This is a genomic window from Flavobacterium sp. N2038 (assembly GCF_025947185.1).
Classification (GTDB): domain Bacteria; phylum Bacteroidota; class Bacteroidia; order Flavobacteriales; family Flavobacteriaceae; genus Flavobacterium.
In genome coordinates, this window is the sequence record NZ_CP110001.1 from 3,204,420 (window position 1) to 3,221,580 (window position 17,161).

Here is a 17,161-nt window from a genome sequence, read left to right on the forward strand (position 1 = left end):
TTAACCAAATATTAACATTTAAGACTGATTTTGTTTAATATCTAAAATTTTAAGAATTTTAACAACTTCTTCTTTAGCAATTTTAAGATTAACGTTATTAATAATAAAATTACTTCGTGAAATACGATCTTCGTCTTTCCATTGCATTTTCATTCTGCTTAAAACTTGTTCTTTTGTGGTATTATCTCGTTTTAAGACTCTTTCTATTCTGATTTCTTCCGGGGCGGTAACTGTTATGATCAGATCACAGTCTTTATAACGACCGCTTTCAAATAAAATTGCAGCTTCGTATATTACATACGGGTTCGAGTTGTGCTGCTTTAACCATAATTCAAAATCTTCCTTAACTGCAGGATGAACTATTCCATTTAATTGCGCTAATTTGTCTGCATCATTAAATACTATTTCTGCCAGTTTTGCTCTATTTAAAATATCATTTTCAAAAAGCGCATCTCCAAAAACTTCTTTTATTTTTTTTATTACATCGTCAGACTTCATTACATTTCTGGCTCCGTCATCTGCAATATAAACAGGGACTCCCATTTCATTAAAATAACTGGCAACAGTTGTTTTACCGCTACCAATTCCGCCAGTTAAGCCTATAATTTTTGTCATCTTATATTTTAAAAAACATACGAGGAAAAGCCTCTTGTGGATTTTTCTTTAAAAGAATAATTTTTACAAACGATTCCAAAAATCCCGTTCCATAGCCATAAAATTGTTTCCAAACTGCTATTACTGAAAGATATCCAATTTTAATGCTCTTATTTTGTATACTCGCTGTAAGAAAAATAATAACGAAATATACAAAATATAATTGTAACAGCAAATCAATATTAAATATTAATAGTAAAAAAGCTAATAATAACCCCAATATAAATAAGGTCGGAAAGAAAAAGGTTAATTTATTATGTTCCGGATACCAACTATTTAAAATAGGCCGAGCGATTCCGAATTTATGAACTTGTATTGAAAATTTCTCCCAATCAATTCTTCGTTTATGATAAACGTAAGCTTCTGAGAACAAACGCGTTTCGAAACCTAAATTCCACAAACGAATGGACAAATCCGGATCTTCTCCAGGATGTATATTACCAAATCCTTTAGACGCTAAAAAAGCTCTTTTTGAAATTCCCATATTGAAACTTCTTGGCTGAAATTTGTTGATTTTTTCAGAGCCTCCACGAATTCCTCCTGTAGTAAGGAAGGAAGTCATAGCAAAATTTATTGCTTTTTGAATATTTGAAAAACTATCTAATGCCTTATCAGGTCCACCAAAACAATCCACATATTCAGCATCAAGCGCTTTTCGTACTTCTGTCAAATAATTTGGAGGAATAATACAGTCTGAATCAAAAATGATATAGTAATCCCCTCTCGCCTTCTGCATCCCGAAATTTCTTGAATCACCTGGTCCTGAATTTTCTTTAAAATAATATGAAATATTCAATTTTCCCTGGTAGTTCATCACAACATCTTTACAAGGAATTGATGATCCATCTTCAACAAGAACAATTTCAAAAGCTTCATTATAATCAGATTTCGAGAGACTTTCTAAAAGTTCATCAACTTCATCTGGGCGATTATACACGGGTATAATTAAAGAAAAAACCATAACAGAATATGCGGTATTAGAGTAGCAATTTTTTAAATTTCAAAATTTTAACAAAGATAAGGTATATTCATAAAAAAACCACCAACTTTTGGTTGATGGTTTTCATTTATCGCAATCAGGTATTATTTAATACTCTCTATGTTTACAATCTCATTTGCTTCAGCCTGATAATCAACTCCTGCAAACTCAAATCCGAATAAATTCAGGAAGTCATTTCTATATCCTGCCAAATCTCCTATTTCTGGTAAGGTTTCAGTCGTTGCTTCTAACCAAAGTTTAGCCACTTTTGCCTGAACATCATCACGCATTTCCCAGTCATCGATTCTAATTCTTCCTTTATCATCTGTAGGAACTTCAGATCCGTTATATAATCTGTCCTGAAACAAACGCTGAATTTGCTCAATACAACCTTCATGAATTCCTTCTTCTTTCATGATTTTGTATAAAAGAGAAATATACAAAGGAATAACCGGAATTGCAGAACTTGCCTGAGTAACTAATGCTTTATTTACAGAAACATAAGCTTTACCTCCAATAGCTTTTAAGCTATCTGTGATAGTAAATGCCGTCGCTTCTAAATGATCTTTTGCACGACCAATAGTTCCTTTACGGTAAACCGCTTCTGTCAATGACGGTCCGATATATGAATATGCAACAGTTGTAGCGCCGTCAGCTAATAAATTTTCAGCTTTTAAAGCGTCTATCCACATTGCCCAGTCTTCACCTCCCATAACTGCAACTGTATTATCAATATCTTCATCGTTTGCAGGAGCGATAGAAACTTCAGAAACTTTTCCTGTATGAAAATCAACTGTTTTATTGGTAAACGTTTGACCAATAGGCTTTAAAACTGAACGATGTAAAACTCCTGTATTAGGATTTGTACGTACAGGTGAAGCTAAACTATAGATTACAAGATCTACTTGTCCTAAATCAGCTTTGATCAAATCAAGTGTTTCTCTTTTAATTTCATTTGAAAAAGCATCTCCATTAATACTTTTTGCATATAGACCTGCTTTATGAGCTTCTGTTTCAAATGCAGCAGAATTATACCATCCCGGAGAAGCCGTTTTACCTTCAACTGGTGGTTTTTCAAAAAATACTCCAATAGTTGCAGCATCAGATCCAAAAGCACTTGTAATTCTTGAAGCCAATCCAAAACCTGTCGAAGCACCGATTACCAATACTTTTTTAGCACCTGCAATTGATCCTTTTGATTTTATATATTCGATTTGATTTTTAACATTTTGTTCAGCTCCCTTTGGGTGGGCAGTCAAACAAATAAAGCCTCTCATTCTAGGTTCTATAATCATATTTTTATTATTTTTTCGTTCCTTTATTAATCTTTACATATAGTAAATAATTAACTTATTTGCGTTTATTTAATTTATTTTGAGATGACAAATATAAAGTATTTCTTTAGTTCAACAAGGCTTTAGCATGATTTAAAGCCGAATCTGAAACAACTGCACCAGACAACATTTGCGCAATTTCGATAACTCTTTCGTCCTGAGACAGAAGCTTTAATTCTGACTGTGTATCATTAGCAATTGTAGATTTAAAAACTTTGAAATGAGAATCTCCTTTTGCCGCAATCTGTGGTAAATGCGTGATAGCAAAAATTTGCATTGTATTGCTCATTTCTTTCATTATTTCACCCATTCTGATTGCTATTTCTCCTGAGACTCCTGTATCAATTTCATCAAAAATTAAAGTTGGCAGTTTAGAATACTGTGCCAAAATTGCTTTTACAGCCAGCATAATACGAGACATCTCTCCTCCGGAAGCCACTTTTTTAAGCAATCCAAAATCGGTTCCTTTGTTTGCAGAAAATAGAAACTGTAATTCATCTTTACCATTAGAGAAATACGTTTCTGATGGCAAAAGCTCAATATTAAAACGCACGTTAGGCATTCCTAATGTTTCTAAAATCGAAATTAGTTTATTTGATAAAACCGGGATCGCATTAGCTCTGTTTTGATGAATTGTATTCGAAAAAGCATCCAATTCAATTTGTTTTTCTTCAATTAATTTAGACACAGAAGCAATCTCCTCTTCTATATTACCAAGTTCTAAAACAGTATCACTTAATTCCGCTTCAATTTGAATCAACTCATCTACAGAAGACACCTGATGTTTTTTCTGAAGATTGTAAATCAATTGTAATTTCTGACTAGTCAATTCTAATTGTTCAGGGTCATTTAAAAGCTTTTCCGAACAATTCTGCAATTCTTTAGAAACATCATCAAATTCAATTGCTAAACTGTTTATTCTTTCAAATATACCTTGGTATTCTGTTGAAAAAGAAGCAATTTTTTGTATCGATGCTTTTATTTCGTTCAGGCTATGAAAAACACCATACTGCTCTTCATTTGCAATCGTTAAAGATTTATCGATTGATTCTTTTATAATCTCAACATTATTCAGTTTCTCAAAATCAGCTTCAAGTTCTTCTTGTTCTCCTGATTTTAATTTAGCCACAACCAATTCATTCAATAAAAACGTATTGTATTCCTGCTCTTTTCCTGAATCGCTTTGTTTTTTCAACAAAGCATTCAATTTTGATTTATCTGATTTATATGTTTTTAATACTTTTTGATATTCTAAAATAGTTTCAGCATTATTTGCAATGGCATCAATAATCTTAAACTGAACATTTTCATCTGATAATTCCTGTGTTTGCTGCTGCGAATGAATGTCTATTAAAAAAAGACTCAAATCTTGCAATTCCTGAAGATTTACCGGACTATCATTTATAAAAGCACGCGATTTTCCTGAAGGCAAAATTTCACGTCTTATAATAGTTTCATCTTCATAATCAAGATCGTTGGTCTCAAAAAACTCTTTCAGATTGTATTTAGAAATTTCAAACTGCGCTTCAATAACACATTTCTCTTCTTTGTTTTTTAACGAAGTTAAGTCTGCCCTTTTTCCTAAAACCAGACCTAATGCCCCTAAAATAATAGATTTACCTGCACCTGTTTCACCTGTAATTATAGAAAATCCTTTTGAAAAATCAATTGTAAGTTTTTCAATCAGAGCATAGTTTTTAATTGACAGCGAAGTAATCATAAAGTAAATGTGAAATAAAATTAATGAATGAAAAGTAAATAGAAATTAAAATTTAATCTGTGACCACTTTGTAGAGTTCAAAGGAGAAACCTTATTTAGAACGTCTGTCAAATCAGTAATAGGAATACTTGGCCCACCAGAGAAAATAGATGTAATTTCGTCTGATTTGGCATCAAAAAACACTCTTGTTAAAAATGCATTTGGCTTAACAGAATTAAATTTACCTATAAGCAGTATCGAAGATTTGATTTTTTCTTTTGCCCCTTTTAAATCCTCACTCATTCTGTCTAAACCTGAATGGTACAAGAAAGTCACCTGACGCAAGTCACTGTACATAGGCGAAATCATATCTGTGATTAAATAATAACGATTCTGAATTCCATCAGCCTGGCTCCATCCTTTAAAACCTCCTTGCTGGGCAACGTTGGCAATATTTTGTGCCGTTTCTAAATATTGGTTTCCTGCTCCCATTTGAAAAGTATCTGCATCCATTCCTAAAATCAGATAACTATAGAATGAAACTACAGAAACTAAATTTGATTCGTAAGTAGTCGGATTAAACAACAGAGGTTCGTATTCAGTATATCTAAAACTAAAATCTTTGTCATTATAATTCAAAACCGGTGAGGAATATGTAGAATTAAAAATCAATCGTGAAGACTGCACTTGTATTGTTCCCGAAAACTGATCTGAATTATTCGAAGAAAGTGTAATATACATAGAGCAATTAATTCGCTCATTCTGTTTTAAGACAGCTCCGTTCCAATCTGTTTTATTGACAAACTCAGATAATGAAGTTTGTAATGTTTTAAAAACCTGCTGATTTGGATTTGGAAGTCTTTCTGTATTTATAGTTACAGTACAATTAAGTTGTTGTGCCTGTGCGAAGCCAAAAATTAAGAATGCTAAAAACGTCGCTATTTTATTCATAAAAATACAATTAGTGTTTGCAGTTAACGCATTAAAACATTTTTTCTGACACTTTATTATAATTTAGCCAAAATGCTCAATCACTTTTCTTAAAATATCAGTTGCAACTGCTTCTTTCGATTTTAGTTCCATTGGCTCGATATTAAAATTCTTATCAATAAAAGTAACTTTATTGGTTTCTTTTTTAAAACCTGCGCCTTCATCCTGTAAGGAATTTAGAACAATCAAATCTAAGTTTTTTTTCTGAATTTTCAACTTAGCATTTTCAATTTCATTTTGAGTCTCGAGTGCAAATCCAATTAAAAACTGATTTTTTTTAATTGTTCCCAGTGAAGCTAATATATCTTTTGTCTTCTCTAATTCTATTGAAAACTCATCAGCCGCTTTTTTAATCTTCTGTAAAGCAACAACTTTTGGTTTATAATCAGCAACTGCCGCTGCCGCAATAGCAACATCCACATCATTATAATGTTGGTGACAAGCATCATACATTTCCTGTGCTGATACTACATTTACCACTTCAACTGAACTGTTTTTTACTTTAAAATGAGTTGGACCAGCTATCAAAATTACTTTCGCACCCAATTTTGCCGCTTCGTTTGCAATATCAAAACCCATTTTTCCGGAAGAATGATTTCCAATAAAGCGTACCGGATCTATTGCTTCGTAAGTTGGACCTGCAGTTATTAATATTTTTTTTCCTTTTAGAGGGAGTTTGCTTTCTAAATCTGCTTCAAGAAAAGCAATAATATTTTCAGGCTCTGCCATTCGTCCTTCTCCGGACAAACCACTTGCCAGTTCTCCATTTTCAGCAGGAATCATTATATTTCCAAACTGTTTTAAGCTATCAAAACTTTGTAAACTTGAAGGATGTTTATACATATCCAGATCCATTGCCGGAGCAAAATAAACGGGACATTTAGCCGATAAATAAGTAGCAATTAAAAGATTATCGCTGTTTCCTGTCACCATTTTAGACAACGTATTTGCTGTTGCCGGAGCAATCAGCATCAAATCGGCCCAAAGTGCCAAATCAACATGATTATTCCAAACCGCATTTTCGTCGTCGGTATTAAAAAAACTGGAATGTACTGGATTTTTTGATAACGTAGATAACGTAAGTGGAGTTACAAAATCCTTAGAAGCAGGTGTCATTATCACTTGGACATGTGCACCTGCTTTTATAAAAAGTCGTACTAATGAGGCTGTTTTATACGCTGCAATTCCACCAGAAACTCCCAGTAAAACTTTTTTACCGTTTAAAACTGACATTGTACTGTATTATTTGTTTGAACTTCTGTGGTATGTTTTACCGTCTAACCATTCCTGTACCGCTAAAGCGTGTGGTTTTGGTAATTTCTCGTAAAATTTAGAAACTTCAATTTGCTCTTTATTTTCAAAAACTTCTTCAAGACTGTCATTATAAGTAGCAAACTCTTCTAATTTTTCAGTTAATTCTTTTTTAATTTCAGAATTAATCTGGTTTGCTCTTTTAGCCATAATGGTAATTGCCTCATACACATTTCCTGTTGGCTCTTCAATAACTGTTTTATTGTAAGTTATTGTGTTAACAGGAGCATTCGTCTTTTTTAAATCCATGACTTTTATTATTTAGTAAATTTTTGTAAATCTGTTTCAACTCTGGCATTCATTTCGTCTGCCTGTTTTTTATACTTAGTATCGCTTTTAAACTTTAATAAGTTTGCATAAGCTATTTTAGCAACGTTTAAACGTTCTTCCATTTTTGAAGGAATACTATTTATTGCCAATTGATATGCCGAATCATATTTGTAAAACAAGGCATCTTCTTTATAAGGTGTCCCGGGAAAATCAGCAATAAAATTATCAAAAGCTACTAATGCTGATTTATAATCTGAAATAGTATTGTATCCTTTTGCATTTTCGTATGCTTTTTTCTCCAGTTTTCCATTTAAAACCTTCACTGCTTCATTAGCCTGAGCAATATATTCAGAGTTTGGATAATTATCAATAAATGCTTGCAATTTCTCTAAAGCTTTTACTGTATCTGCCTGATCTAAACTATAAACCGGTGCTAATTTTGAGTAACTGTAAGCTCCTAAGAAAGCAGCTTCCTGTACTTTTTCACTTCGCGGATAACCAGAAACAAAACTTTCAAACTGATAACCAGCTAAATAATATTGTTTGGTTTTATAATACGACTGCGAAAACATGTAAAATAATTTCTCTGCCTGAGGTTTCCCTCTGTAAGAAGACGCTAATTGTTCAAAAAGACGAATTGCTTTTGAATATTTACCAGCATCGTACATTTTTGTTGCCATTTCGAATTTTGCTGCAACATCTTCATTTTTTAATGCCTTCTGGTAATCACTACAAGAGCAAAAAAGGACAACAACAATTAATAGAGCTACTATTTTTTTCATTTTCTTACTTTTATTATGCTTTCGTAGACTTAATGTCAATGAAAAATCACACCGAAGTTTCGGTGGCAAATTTAGTTATTAATTTAGCTATTGCAAAATATTTTTTTTGTATAATAAAATACGACTATTTTTATACTTCTTTAATACTGTTTTTCACAAATTCATTTAGTCTTGCTGCTAAAGAATCATCTACAGAAACCAGTGGCAAACGAACTGTGTTATCAGCAATACCAAGGGCTTGAAACACTTGTTTTATTCCAGCAGGATTTCCTTGCTCAAAAATCATATCGATACAATCTGATAAAAAGTATTGTGTTTTAAATGCTTCTGTAACTTTTTTATTCAATCCTAAACGTATCATTTCTGAAAATTCTTTAGGAAAACCTTGTCCGATAACCGAAATAACACCTGCTCCGCCTGCTAAAACGATCGGTAAAGCAATCATATCATCACCAGAAATTACAAGAAAATCTTTGGGTGCATTTTTGATTAACTGCATCGCCTGAACTACATCACCAGCTGCTTCTTTTATCGCAACAATATTACTAAAATCATTTGCCAGACGAACAACTGTTGATGGCAACATATTACTTGACGTTCTTCCCGGAACGTTATATAATATAACAGGTAGCGGAGATGCTTCGGCAATTGCCTTAAAGTGCTGATAAATTCCTTCTTGCGTAGGCCTGTTATAATAAGGAGAAACTGAAAGTATCGCTTCAAAAGCTGAAAAATCTCCAGTTTTTAATTCTTCAACTATCTGCATGGTATTATTTCCTCCTACACCAAGAACTAAAGGCAATCTTCCTTTGTTTGTTTCAATTACAGTCCTGATAACCAATTCTTTTTCAGACTCAGTCAAAGTAGCATTTTCTGCTGTTGTACCCATAACAACAAGATATTCTACTCCTCCATCGATCGAAAAATTAACGATACGCTGTAAAGCTTCAATATCTACTGAAAAATCTTTTTTAAATGGAGTTACAAGCGCAACACCTGTTCCTATTAATGATTGCATATTTTATTTATAATTTATTTTATTCTTTTTAAATACATAAACAATTCTGAAACGAAAAGTTTATAATTCCCAATTGCGGTATCAATCATCAATCGGTTTAATCTTGCGTCTACCGAAGAAAATCCTACCTTAAATTTTGCTTTTGACATACTTGTAATCAGCATTAGAATTGGTTTTTCTTTTTCATAATAACTAATCAAAAGATCAAATTCTGTTTCTATAAATTCGTTCAGAAAAACTTCAGTAACTTCTCCCTTCCAATTCATATGCTTTTTACCAAAAGTTAACTCTGAGTACTCTTTTTTCTTCTCAAATTTATCCCGGTAAGTTACAATTTTAATGTTCTTCTGAGCAATTCCGTGAGAAACCAATTCAGTCATCAATTCTTTTGAATATAATGAATCACTTTCATCTATCAATAAACCAATTGTTTGCGCATTACTTGTAAATACTTCGTTTTTGCTTATACGCAGGTTTTTTTTTAATGATTTTTTTACACAAAATTCCTTTATATAATTTAAAAACATAGTACTTTTGCCAGATTACAAAATTAATTATTTAAGTCGCATTTACGATGGTAAAACTAAAAAAGTATAACGTGTTTTTAAAACTTTTTGTTATATTCTTAACACTTTTTTTTATATTTTCCTGCAGCCCGAAAAATTACAATCTAACAAAGATTGAAGGAAAACAAATTCCAGTTACCGAAAAAGGAGCTCAAACTCCCGAAATTGAAAATTTTATTAAACCATATCGCGATCATATTAATAAGGATCTGGATAGTGTTTTGGCATATTGCCCTGAAACTCTTGATAAGAGTACCGGAAAATGGCAAACTACAATTGGCTGTTTACTTGCTGATGTTTGTGCACAAAGAGGAAATCTTGTTTTTAAATCACGAGAAAATAAGACTATTGATCTGTGCCTTTTAAACCATGGTGGAATTCGCGCTATTTTACCAAAAGGAAATGTAACAAGCAGAACTGCTTTTGAAATTATGCCTTTTGAAAACAATCTGGTTGTTATCGCGCTAAAAGGAGAACAAATTCAGGATATTGCTGCTTATATTATTAAGGAGAAGAAACCGCAACCTTTATCAGGGATGACTTTTACAATTACAAAAGACAAAACGGCAAAGAATATTCTAATTCAGGGAAAACCTCTTGATATAAACAAAGTATACTACGTTGCAACTAATGACTACTTAGCAAATGGTGGAGACAGTATGAGTTTCTTTGCAAAAGGTGTTCAGAAATTTGATCTAAACTATAAACTTCGAAATGTATTGATTGATTATTTTAAGGAAGTGGACACAATTCCGGCTCCTAAAGATATCAGAATTACTGAAGAATAATATTTCGAAAAGATAAAATAATAATACTCGCGTTTACGCAAAAAAATATACCCATGAAAAGAAGAGAATTTATCGAGAAAACTGCGGCAAGTACAGCACTTTTAAGTTTAGGCTTATCTTTGAGCAGTTTTGAATCCAACGATATTAAACACTTAACCATTTTACATACGAATGATGTACACAGCCATATAGATCCTTTTCCGGCTGATGATCCTCGTAATGCAAATAAAGGTGGTGTGTCTCGTCGTGCAGCTCTTATTGAAACTATTCGAAGAGAAAACCCTAATGTTCTTTTATTGGATGCAGGTGACATTTTTCAGGGAACTCCATACTTTAATTATTATGGAGGAGAATTGGAGTTTAAATTAATGAGCATGATGAAATATGATGCCTCTGCAATTGGAAATCATGATTTTGACAACGGTGTTGAAGGTTTATACGCTCAATTACCTCATGCAAGTTTTGATTTTATCTGTTCTAATTACGACTTTAAAAACACCGTTATGAACGGACATGTGAAACCTTATAAAATTTTCAACAAAAACGGAATTAAAGTAGGTGTTTTTGGTTTAGGAATTGAGCTTAATGGCTTAGTTGATAAACAAATGTATAAGGAAACCGTTTATAATAATCCTGTAGAAATCGCACAGGATATGACACAAATACTTAAAAAAGAAGAGAAATGCGACTTAGTTATCTGTCTTTCGCATTTGGGCTACAGCTATCGTGATGATGAATCGAAAATTTGTGATGTAAAATTAGCTGCTTTAACACAGGATATTGATTTAATTATTGGAGGCCACACGCATACATTTCTTGATAAACCGACTATCTTGAAAAACAAGGCGGGACAAGATGTATTAGTAAATCAAGTGGGATGTTATGGAATAAATTTAGGCCGAATTGATTTTTATTTTGACAACAATAAGAATCATACCAATCAAGGGAAATCAATTATTGTATAATACTTTCCTCTGCAGTTTAGCTTTTTCAAGAAAATACTCTGCCATAAAATAATAGGCCAGTATCTGGGTTATATCCCGAATTAGAACCAGCACAACTGAATAGGAAAAATACACGTTGAAAATATAGAAGATATCTGAAAATATATAACTCACAGCCATTAAAGACATTAATAGCGCCAAATAGGTTCCTTTTGTAATATAACTTACAAATGAATAATAGCTTAAAATACTTAATACTATCCCGTAGATGGTATAGAGTAAATTAAATTTTTTCATGTTATCAAACTGCAGACTTAATACAGAAACCAGTAAGTAAACAATAAAAATTACTACTATCGAAATGGGGAGTATATCTTTTCTTCTTAATTGAATGCGCTCATGATCTATTATAAAAAGCTTTATAATCAATAAGTAGACGATTAAAAAGCTAATTACTCCTCCTATTTCAGAAATCTCAACATCCATGAGATCAAAAACCTGGCCTACAAAGCAAAAGAAAAAGATCAGGCCTTCTGTTTTTCCAACTTTAAAATCATTACTTACAATAAAATAAAAAAAGATAGCCGGCAGGACTACGGCTTTAGCATAAATCGCTAAAGCATCCTGCTTTATCCAGTCGAAAATAATTGTAAACAATAATGCTACAAAGAATAAAATCAACGATGGTTTATTCGCTTTCATTTAGTTTATTTATAAAATCTATTTCTGACAATATCGGAATATTTAATTTACTTGCTTTTTCTAATTTAGCTGGTCCCATATTATCCCCTGCAACTACAAAATCTGTTTTTGCGGAAATTGAACTTCCCACTTTTCCACCATTATCTTCTATAGTCTTCTTTAATTCGTCTCTCGAAAATTGGCTAAAAACTCCTGAAACTACAAAAGTTTTTCCAATAAATTTCTCGGTAGCATTTGGGTTGATTTTTTCTTCTATTTCAAATTGAACTCCGTAACTTTTTAAGCGTTCAATGATTCTCTTATTTTCTTCATTCTCAAAAAACTCAATAACACTTTTGGCAATTCTCTCGCCAATCTCATCCACCAAAACTAAGTCCATTAAAGAGGCCTGGCTCAGGGCATCAATATTTTTATAATGTTTAGCCAGTTTTTTAGCAACTGTTTCACCGACAAAACGGATTCCGAGCGCAAACAGCACACTTTCAAACGGAATTTCTTTAGATTTTCCTACTCCTTTTACTAAGTTTTCTGCAGATTTTTGTGCCATTCTTTCTAATGGTAAAATATCTTCTACTTTCAACTCATAAAGGTCAGCATAATTATGCACTAATCCATTATTAAAAAGTAATGTAACAGTTTCTCCTCCAAGTCCCTCAATATCCATTGCTTTTCTTGAAATATAATGCTGAATTCTGCCTATAATCTGCGGAGGACATCCATAAAAATTAGGACAATAATGGTTTGCTTCTCCTTCATTTCTAATCAACTCTGTCTGACATTCCGGACAATGCGTAATATATTGAGTTGGCACCGAATTTTCAGGACGTTGCTCTAAATCAACAGCAATAATCTTTGGAATGATTTCTCCTCCTTTTTCAACAAAAACGGTATCATTAATTCTGATATCTAATTTTTCAATTTGATCGGCATTATGCAAAGAAGCTCTTTTTACAATTGTTCCTGCCAATTGTACCGGCTCTAAATTTGCAACAGGAGTAATTGCTCCCGTACGCCCTACCTGATAAGAAATTGATTTTAATTTGGTTGAAACTTGTTCTGCCTTGAATTTATAGGCTATTGCCCAGCGTGGTGATTTTGCTGTATAACCTAATTCTTCCTGATGCTGAATGCTGTTTACTTTTATAACAACTCCATCTGTTTCATAAGGCAAATTGTGGCGGTGTGTATCCCAATAATCAATGAAATCAAAGACTTCATTCATGTTGTTGACTAATTTTGCTTCTGTTGGAACTTTAAACCCCCATTTTCTGGCAGATTCCAGTCCTTCAAACTGTGTAGTAAATGGCAGATTATTTCCGGTAACAAAATACAGTAAACACTCTAAAGGTCTTTTTGCAACCTCAGCACTATCCTGAAGTTTTAAACTTCCTGAAGCTGTATTTCTTGGATTTGAATATGGTGTTTCTCCTATTTCAATTAAGTCCTGATTCATTTTTTCGAAACCGGCAAAAGGTAAAATTATTTCACCACGAATATCAAATCTCTCAGGGTAATTTCCTTTTAATTGTAAGGGAACCGATTTTATTGTTTTGATATTGTTTGTAACCTCATCTCCCTGGAAACCGTCACCACGTGTTAACGCCTGAATCAGTTTTCCGTTTTCGTATGTAATACTTATTGAGGCTCCATCGTATTTTAATTCGCAGGTATATTGCAAATCAACATTTCCTAAAACCTTTTGAATTCTGTTTTCCCAATCTAACAGATCTTCTTTGGAATATGAATTATCCAAAGAATACATACGGGACTGATGGGCAATCGTTTTAAAGTTTTTTGTAATGGCTCCTCCTACGCGTTGTGTTGGAGAATGTTCATCAAAAAAATCCGGGTTTTTATCTTCTAAATCCTGAAGTTCTTTTAATTTAATATCGAAGTCATAGTCTGAAATTGTAGCGTTATCAAGCACATAATAATTATAATTGTGCTGATTAAGTTCGTCACGTAAAGCTTGAATTGTCTCTTGAATATTCATAAGATATTAAAATAATGCAAATTGAAATTTAGAATAACTGAGCATCAAAATTAGGATTATTTTTTCTCAAAAACATCAAAAATTAAAAGTTTTAAAAAATCAAAAATCAAGCTGCAAAACGATGCAACTTGATTTTCTTCTTGTCCATTATTCTTGTAAAAGAATTAAACAAAACCAACTTCCAAATGGTTTCTAAATTTTATATTTTTACCTGATTATCAAATAATTAGACTGCAAATATAAAACTATTTTTGGATAATAATAAAGTCGGAACGTCTATTTAGTAAATGTTCTTCTTCTGTACATTTTACACCATTTTTACATTTATTGATTAATCTGCTTTCTCCGTACCCAATAGCACTTTCAATTCTTGATGCATCAATATTCTGTGAAATAATATAATCTCTTGTTGATTTTGCTCTATTATCAGAAAGTTTCATATTATAAGAATCTTTTCCTCTTGAATCTGTATGTGACTCGATTTTGATTCTGATATTTGGAAATTTTTGCATAATAAAAACAACTTTAGTTAATTCTTCTACCGCCAATGGCGTAATGTCGTATTTATCGTAATCAAAGTAAATTGGTTTTACATCTACTTTCTCTACTCCTTTTTTCTTCACAACCAAATCATCATAATTACTAAGCTCGAAGTTAACATCTTTGATTTCACCATCATTTTCCATCGTAGTTTCAACGGTTTTTTCGTCGCTGCTATAATTTGGTTTTGCAGCTATCATTTTTACCATTTTACCACATGGTACTACAACGGCATATTTACCCTCAAAATTTGTTTTGGTCTCGCCCAGAATCTCACTATAAGAATTGTAAGCCAATATAGAGACGTCACTAAGAGGTAATTTTGTTTTGCGATCGATTGCCATACCAGAAATACTTTGATTACAAACCGGTTTTCCTTTTACAAAAGAGTAGATATCATCATCTCCTTTTCCTCCGGCTCTGTTTGATGAAAAATAACCATAAGTATCTGCGCTGTCGATTATAAAAGTAAAATCATCTTTATTACTATTTACAGGCTCTCCCAAATTTACAGGATCAGAAAAAGTTCCGTCTGCCAAAAGATTACTTTCATAAATATCCAGATCACCATAACCATAATGACCGTCTGATGAGAAATAAAGCTTTCCGTTTCGGAAATAAGGAAAAAGATCATTCCCAATTGTGTTGATTTTTGACCCCAGATTTACCGGAGAACTCATCGTTCCGTCATCAGCAATTTTTACATAATATAAATCAGTTTCACCAAATCCTCCCGGCATATCTGATGCAAAGAAAAGCCAATGGCCATCTTCACTCAAAGAAGGATGTCCTACAGAATAATCATTATTATCAAAGAAAACTGTTTTTGGGTTCTCCAGTTTATTATTTATAATATCTCCCTTGATAATCTGAAAATTATTGGTTTTACTTTCATCAATAACCAGCTTGTTCTTTTTAACAATGTTTGTTGAATAGTACATTGTTTTCCCACTAGCATCAAAAGAGGCTGTTGCTTCATGATATTTGGTCATTACATTAGGAAGAAACAAGCCTTCGTTAAACAAACTTCCGTCTGCAGGATTTCTTTCTGCTAAGTACAGATTCAAAAAAGGCTGATTATTCCATGTATATAATTTTTCGCTAAATTTTGTTGTATCTCTGGCAGAAGTAAAGACTACTTTATCCTGAAAAAATGTAGCTCCAAAATCAGATTTACTGGTATTGATATCAAGATTCTTAATTTTATAAAGAGATTTCGCTTTAGACAAACTGTCCATTTGTTTTTTCTGGGCAAGATATCTGTTGACTTCGTTTTGATCTCCTTTTTTGGTAAGATACTCTTTAGTCATTTTATCTGCTATATCATAATCCATAACACCTTTTAGCGACTGAATATAACGCAGATAGTAAATATCGGTTAAATTATTGTCCTGAACTTCGTATAACTTTTTATACCATTTAAGTGCATTTCTGGAATCTGATATAAAATAATACGAGTCGGCAGCATTTTTTAACGTTTGTGCTGACGGGTTTTTTATGTTCTGCAAGCATTCTTCATAAGCCTTTGAGGCTTCTACGTAAGAATAATTTCTAAACAGAGCATCCGCCTTTTTTAAATTAGTCTTTTGAGCAAAACTAAACGTAATGCTCAAGACTAAACTTAGGATATATAATTTTCTCATAGGTTTTAATTTTAGAAGAATCGAGGAGATTTAATTTTACTTTCGCCTTTATTAAATTGATAGCGCAGAATGATTTCATGCGTTCCGTCATTGTATTTATTAAGGTCACTTACGGTATAATCGAAAGCGTATCCTACATAAAAACTTTTGGATATTTGAAACCCTGCCAGTATGCTTACAGAATCATCTGTTCTGTAAGAAGCACCAATTACAAATTTTTCAGCAATCATAAAATTCGCCGAGATATCAGCCGTAAGCGGAGCCCCACTAACTGCTTTTACTAAAAATGCCGGTTTGAATTTTAAATTCGGATTCAAATCAAAAACATAACCTCCCATCAAATAATAGTGCAAACGATCATAGTCTACAGATTCCTGAACATCATCGTAATAATTACTTTGGATAAAACTAGGAATGGAAGCTCCTACATACCATTTATCGGTATAATAATAAACCCCTGCTCCAACAGCTAATTTTGCCTGATTATCGATATTCTGATTTAACAGAACATCATTTGGATCATAATATTTTCCTTTTGACCAGTCAACATTTAGCATTCTCATCCCGGCTTTTATACCAAAGGCTAATCTTTGCTCATATCCAAGTGGAATTGAATAAGAGAAATTTCCATCAAGATAAAGTTCTTCTGAAGGACCTATTTTGTCATTAACAATACTTAGTCCTAAACCTATTTTTTCATTACGAAGCGGCGCCTGAATAGAGAACGATTGTGTTTCCGGTGCCCCGGAAATTCCAACCCATTGAGAACGAACTAAAAGTGCTGCTTCTAATGTGCCGGCAGATCCAGCGTAAGCTGGATTTACCGCCATTGTGTTGTACATGTACTGCGTGTACTCCGGATCTTGTTGTGCATTTGCACAAAATGTGATAAAAGAACATATTAAGACGAAATATGTTTCTAATGATTTTATATATAGTTTCATAACG

The 17,161-nt window shown here is 32.6% G+C and carries 16 protein-coding genes; 2 read left to right on the forward strand and 14 right to left on the reverse strand.

The features are described 5' to 3' along the window. Window positions 1–18 precede the first annotated feature (18 nt). The 10 genes from coaE to OLM51_RS14245 all read right to left on the reverse strand — a co-directional run bounded on the left by coaE (window position 19) and on the right by OLM51_RS14245 (window position 9,564). Window positions 19–615: a dephospho-CoA kinase gene (coaE, locus tag OLM51_RS14200; RefSeq protein WP_264551259.1), complete on the reverse strand. Its 597-nt coding sequence runs from the start codon at window positions 613–615 to the stop codon at window positions 19–21. A 1-nt stretch (window position 616) separates the two neighbouring features. Then, window positions 617–1,615 (reverse strand): glycosyltransferase, encoded by a 999-nt coding sequence (locus OLM51_RS14205; RefSeq protein ID WP_264551260.1) that lies wholly within the window; start codon window positions 1,613–1,615, stop codon window positions 617–619. Between the two features lie 122 nt (window positions 1,616–1,737). After that, a complete protein-coding gene (gene fabV / locus OLM51_RS14210) occupies window positions 1,738–2,928 on the reverse strand; it encodes an enoyl-ACP reductase FabV (RefSeq protein ID WP_264551261.1) in 1,191 nt (396 codons plus the stop codon). Between the two features lie 106 nt (window positions 2,929–3,034). Further along, window positions 3,035–4,687, reverse strand: coding sequence for a DNA repair protein RecN (recN, locus tag OLM51_RS14215; RefSeq protein WP_264551262.1), 1,653 nt, complete (start codon window positions 4,685–4,687; stop codon window positions 3,035–3,037). 45 nt (window positions 4,688–4,732) lie between these two features. Next, the gene (locus OLM51_RS14220; RefSeq protein WP_264551263.1) at window positions 4,733–5,617 is read right to left on the reverse strand and encodes a DUF4835 family protein; all 885 of its coding nucleotides are present in this window, start codon (window positions 5,615–5,617) and stop codon (window positions 4,733–4,735) included. Window positions 5,618–5,680: 63 nt separating this feature from the next. Next, the gene (gene coaBC / locus OLM51_RS14225; RefSeq protein ID WP_264551264.1) at window positions 5,681–6,889 is read right to left on the reverse strand and encodes a bifunctional phosphopantothenoylcysteine decarboxylase/phosphopantothenate--cysteine ligase CoaBC; all 1,209 of its coding nucleotides are present in this window, start codon (window positions 6,887–6,889) and stop codon (window positions 5,681–5,683) included. A 9-nt stretch (window positions 6,890–6,898) separates the two neighbouring features. Next, on the reverse strand, window positions 6,899–7,216 hold the full coding sequence (locus OLM51_RS14230) for a DNA-directed RNA polymerase subunit omega (RefSeq protein ID WP_008463064.1): 318 nt from the start codon (window positions 7,214–7,216) through the stop codon (window positions 6,899–6,901). 8 nt (window positions 7,217–7,224) lie between these two features. After that, window positions 7,225–8,019 carry an outer membrane protein assembly factor BamD gene (locus OLM51_RS14235; RefSeq protein ID WP_264551265.1) on the reverse strand — a complete coding sequence of 265 codons (795 nt, stop codon included), beginning with the start codon at window positions 8,017–8,019 and terminating at the stop codon, window positions 7,225–7,227. Between the two features lie 130 nt (window positions 8,020–8,149). Next, complete coding sequence (gene dapA, locus OLM51_RS14240) at window positions 8,150–9,037, reverse strand: 4-hydroxy-tetrahydrodipicolinate synthase (protein ID WP_264551266.1); 888 nt, start codon at window positions 9,035–9,037, stop codon at window positions 8,150–8,152. Window positions 9,038–9,051: 14 nt separating this feature from the next. Further along, a complete protein-coding gene (locus OLM51_RS14245; RefSeq protein ID WP_264551267.1) occupies window positions 9,052–9,564 on the reverse strand; it encodes a DUF6913 domain-containing protein in 513 nt (170 codons plus the stop codon). A gap of 47 nt (window positions 9,565–9,611) precedes the next feature. Here OLM51_RS14245 and OLM51_RS14250 point away from each other — a divergent pair, with 47 nt between their 5' ends. After that, window positions 9,612–10,391 carry a 5'-nucleotidase C-terminal domain-containing protein gene (locus OLM51_RS14250; protein WP_264551268.1) on the forward strand — a complete coding sequence of 260 codons (780 nt, stop codon included), beginning with the start codon at window positions 9,612–9,614 and terminating at the stop codon, window positions 10,389–10,391. Window positions 10,392–10,444: 53 nt separating this feature from the next. After that, a complete protein-coding gene (locus tag OLM51_RS14255) occupies window positions 10,445–11,356 on the forward strand; it encodes a bifunctional metallophosphatase/5'-nucleotidase (protein WP_264551269.1) in 912 nt (303 codons plus the stop codon). Here the strand turns inward: OLM51_RS14255 and OLM51_RS14260 are convergent. The 4 genes from OLM51_RS14260 to OLM51_RS14275 all read right to left on the reverse strand — a co-directional run bounded on the left by OLM51_RS14260 (window position 11,342) and on the right by OLM51_RS14275 (window position 17,157). After that, the gene (locus OLM51_RS14260; RefSeq protein ID WP_264551270.1) at window positions 11,342–12,037 is read right to left on the reverse strand and encodes a lysoplasmalogenase; all 696 of its coding nucleotides are present in this window, start codon (window positions 12,035–12,037) and stop codon (window positions 11,342–11,344) included. The two genes, OLM51_RS14255 and OLM51_RS14260, sit on opposite strands and share 15 nt — an antisense overlap. Next, window positions 12,024–14,030 carry an NAD-dependent DNA ligase LigA gene (gene ligA / locus OLM51_RS14265; RefSeq protein ID WP_264551271.1) on the reverse strand — a complete coding sequence of 669 codons (2,007 nt, stop codon included), beginning with the start codon at window positions 14,028–14,030 and terminating at the stop codon, window positions 12,024–12,026. Before ligA ends, OLM51_RS14260 begins: the two co-directional genes overlap by 14 nt. Before the next feature lie 245 nt (window positions 14,031–14,275). After that, window positions 14,276–16,213 carry an OmpA family protein gene (locus tag OLM51_RS14270; protein WP_264551272.1) on the reverse strand — a complete coding sequence of 646 codons (1,938 nt, stop codon included), beginning with the start codon at window positions 16,211–16,213 and terminating at the stop codon, window positions 14,276–14,278. 11 nt (window positions 16,214–16,224) lie between these two features. After that, window positions 16,225–17,157: a type IX secretion system membrane protein PorP/SprF gene (locus OLM51_RS14275; protein WP_264551273.1), complete on the reverse strand. Its 933-nt coding sequence runs from the start codon at window positions 17,155–17,157 to the stop codon at window positions 16,225–16,227. Between the last annotated feature and the right edge of the window lie 4 nt (window positions 17,158–17,161).

What these genes read in the sequence shown, in the direction of transcription:
- coaE (WP_264551259.1), bottom strand. Translation starts at nt 615, where the DNA reads ATGACAAAAATTATAGGCTTAACTGGCGGAATTGGTAGCGGTAAAACA.
- OLM51_RS14205 (WP_264551260.1), bottom strand. Translation starts at nt 1,615, where the DNA reads ATGGTTTTTTCTTTAATTATACCCGTGTATAATCGCCCAGATGAAGTT.
- fabV (WP_264551261.1), bottom strand. Translation starts at nt 2,928, where the DNA reads ATGATTATAGAACCTAGAATGAGAGGCTTTATTTGTTTGACTGCCCAC.
- recN (WP_264551262.1), bottom strand. Translation starts at nt 4,687, where the DNA reads ATGATTACTTCGCTGTCAATTAAAAACTATGCTCTGATTGAAAAACTT.
- OLM51_RS14220 (WP_264551263.1), bottom strand. Translation starts at nt 5,617, where the DNA reads ATGAATAAAATAGCGACGTTTTTAGCATTCTTAATTTTTGGCTTCGCA.
- coaBC (WP_264551264.1), bottom strand. Translation starts at nt 6,889, where the DNA reads ATGTCAGTTTTAAACGGTAAAAAAGTTTTACTGGGAGTTTCTGGTGGA.
- OLM51_RS14230 (WP_008463064.1), bottom strand. Translation starts at nt 7,216, where the DNA reads ATGGATTTAAAAAAGACGAATGCTCCTGTTAACACAATAACTTACAAT.
- OLM51_RS14235 (WP_264551265.1), bottom strand. Translation starts at nt 8,019, where the DNA reads ATGAAAAAAATAGTAGCTCTATTAATTGTTGTTGTCCTTTTTTGCTCT.
- dapA (WP_264551266.1), bottom strand. Translation starts at nt 9,037, where the DNA reads ATGCAATCATTAATAGGAACAGGTGTTGCGCTTGTAACTCCATTTAAA.
- OLM51_RS14245 (WP_264551267.1), bottom strand. Translation starts at nt 9,564, where the DNA reads ATGTTTTTAAATTATATAAAGGAATTTTGTGTAAAAAAATCATTAAAA.
- OLM51_RS14250 (WP_264551268.1), top strand. Translation starts at nt 9,612, where the DNA reads ATGGTAAAACTAAAAAAGTATAACGTGTTTTTAAAACTTTTTGTTATA.
- OLM51_RS14255 (WP_264551269.1), top strand. Translation starts at nt 10,445, where the DNA reads ATGAAAAGAAGAGAATTTATCGAGAAAACTGCGGCAAGTACAGCACTT.
- OLM51_RS14260 (WP_264551270.1), bottom strand. Translation starts at nt 12,037, where the DNA reads ATGAAAGCGAATAAACCATCGTTGATTTTATTCTTTGTAGCATTATTG.
- ligA (WP_264551271.1), bottom strand. Translation starts at nt 14,030, where the DNA reads ATGAATATTCAAGAGACAATTCAAGCTTTACGTGACGAACTTAATCAG.
- OLM51_RS14270 (WP_264551272.1), bottom strand. Translation starts at nt 16,213, where the DNA reads ATGAGAAAATTATATATCCTAAGTTTAGTCTTGAGCATTACGTTTAGT.
- OLM51_RS14275 (WP_264551273.1), bottom strand. Translation starts at nt 17,157, where the DNA reads ATGAAACTATATATAAAATCATTAGAAACATATTTCGTCTTAATATGT.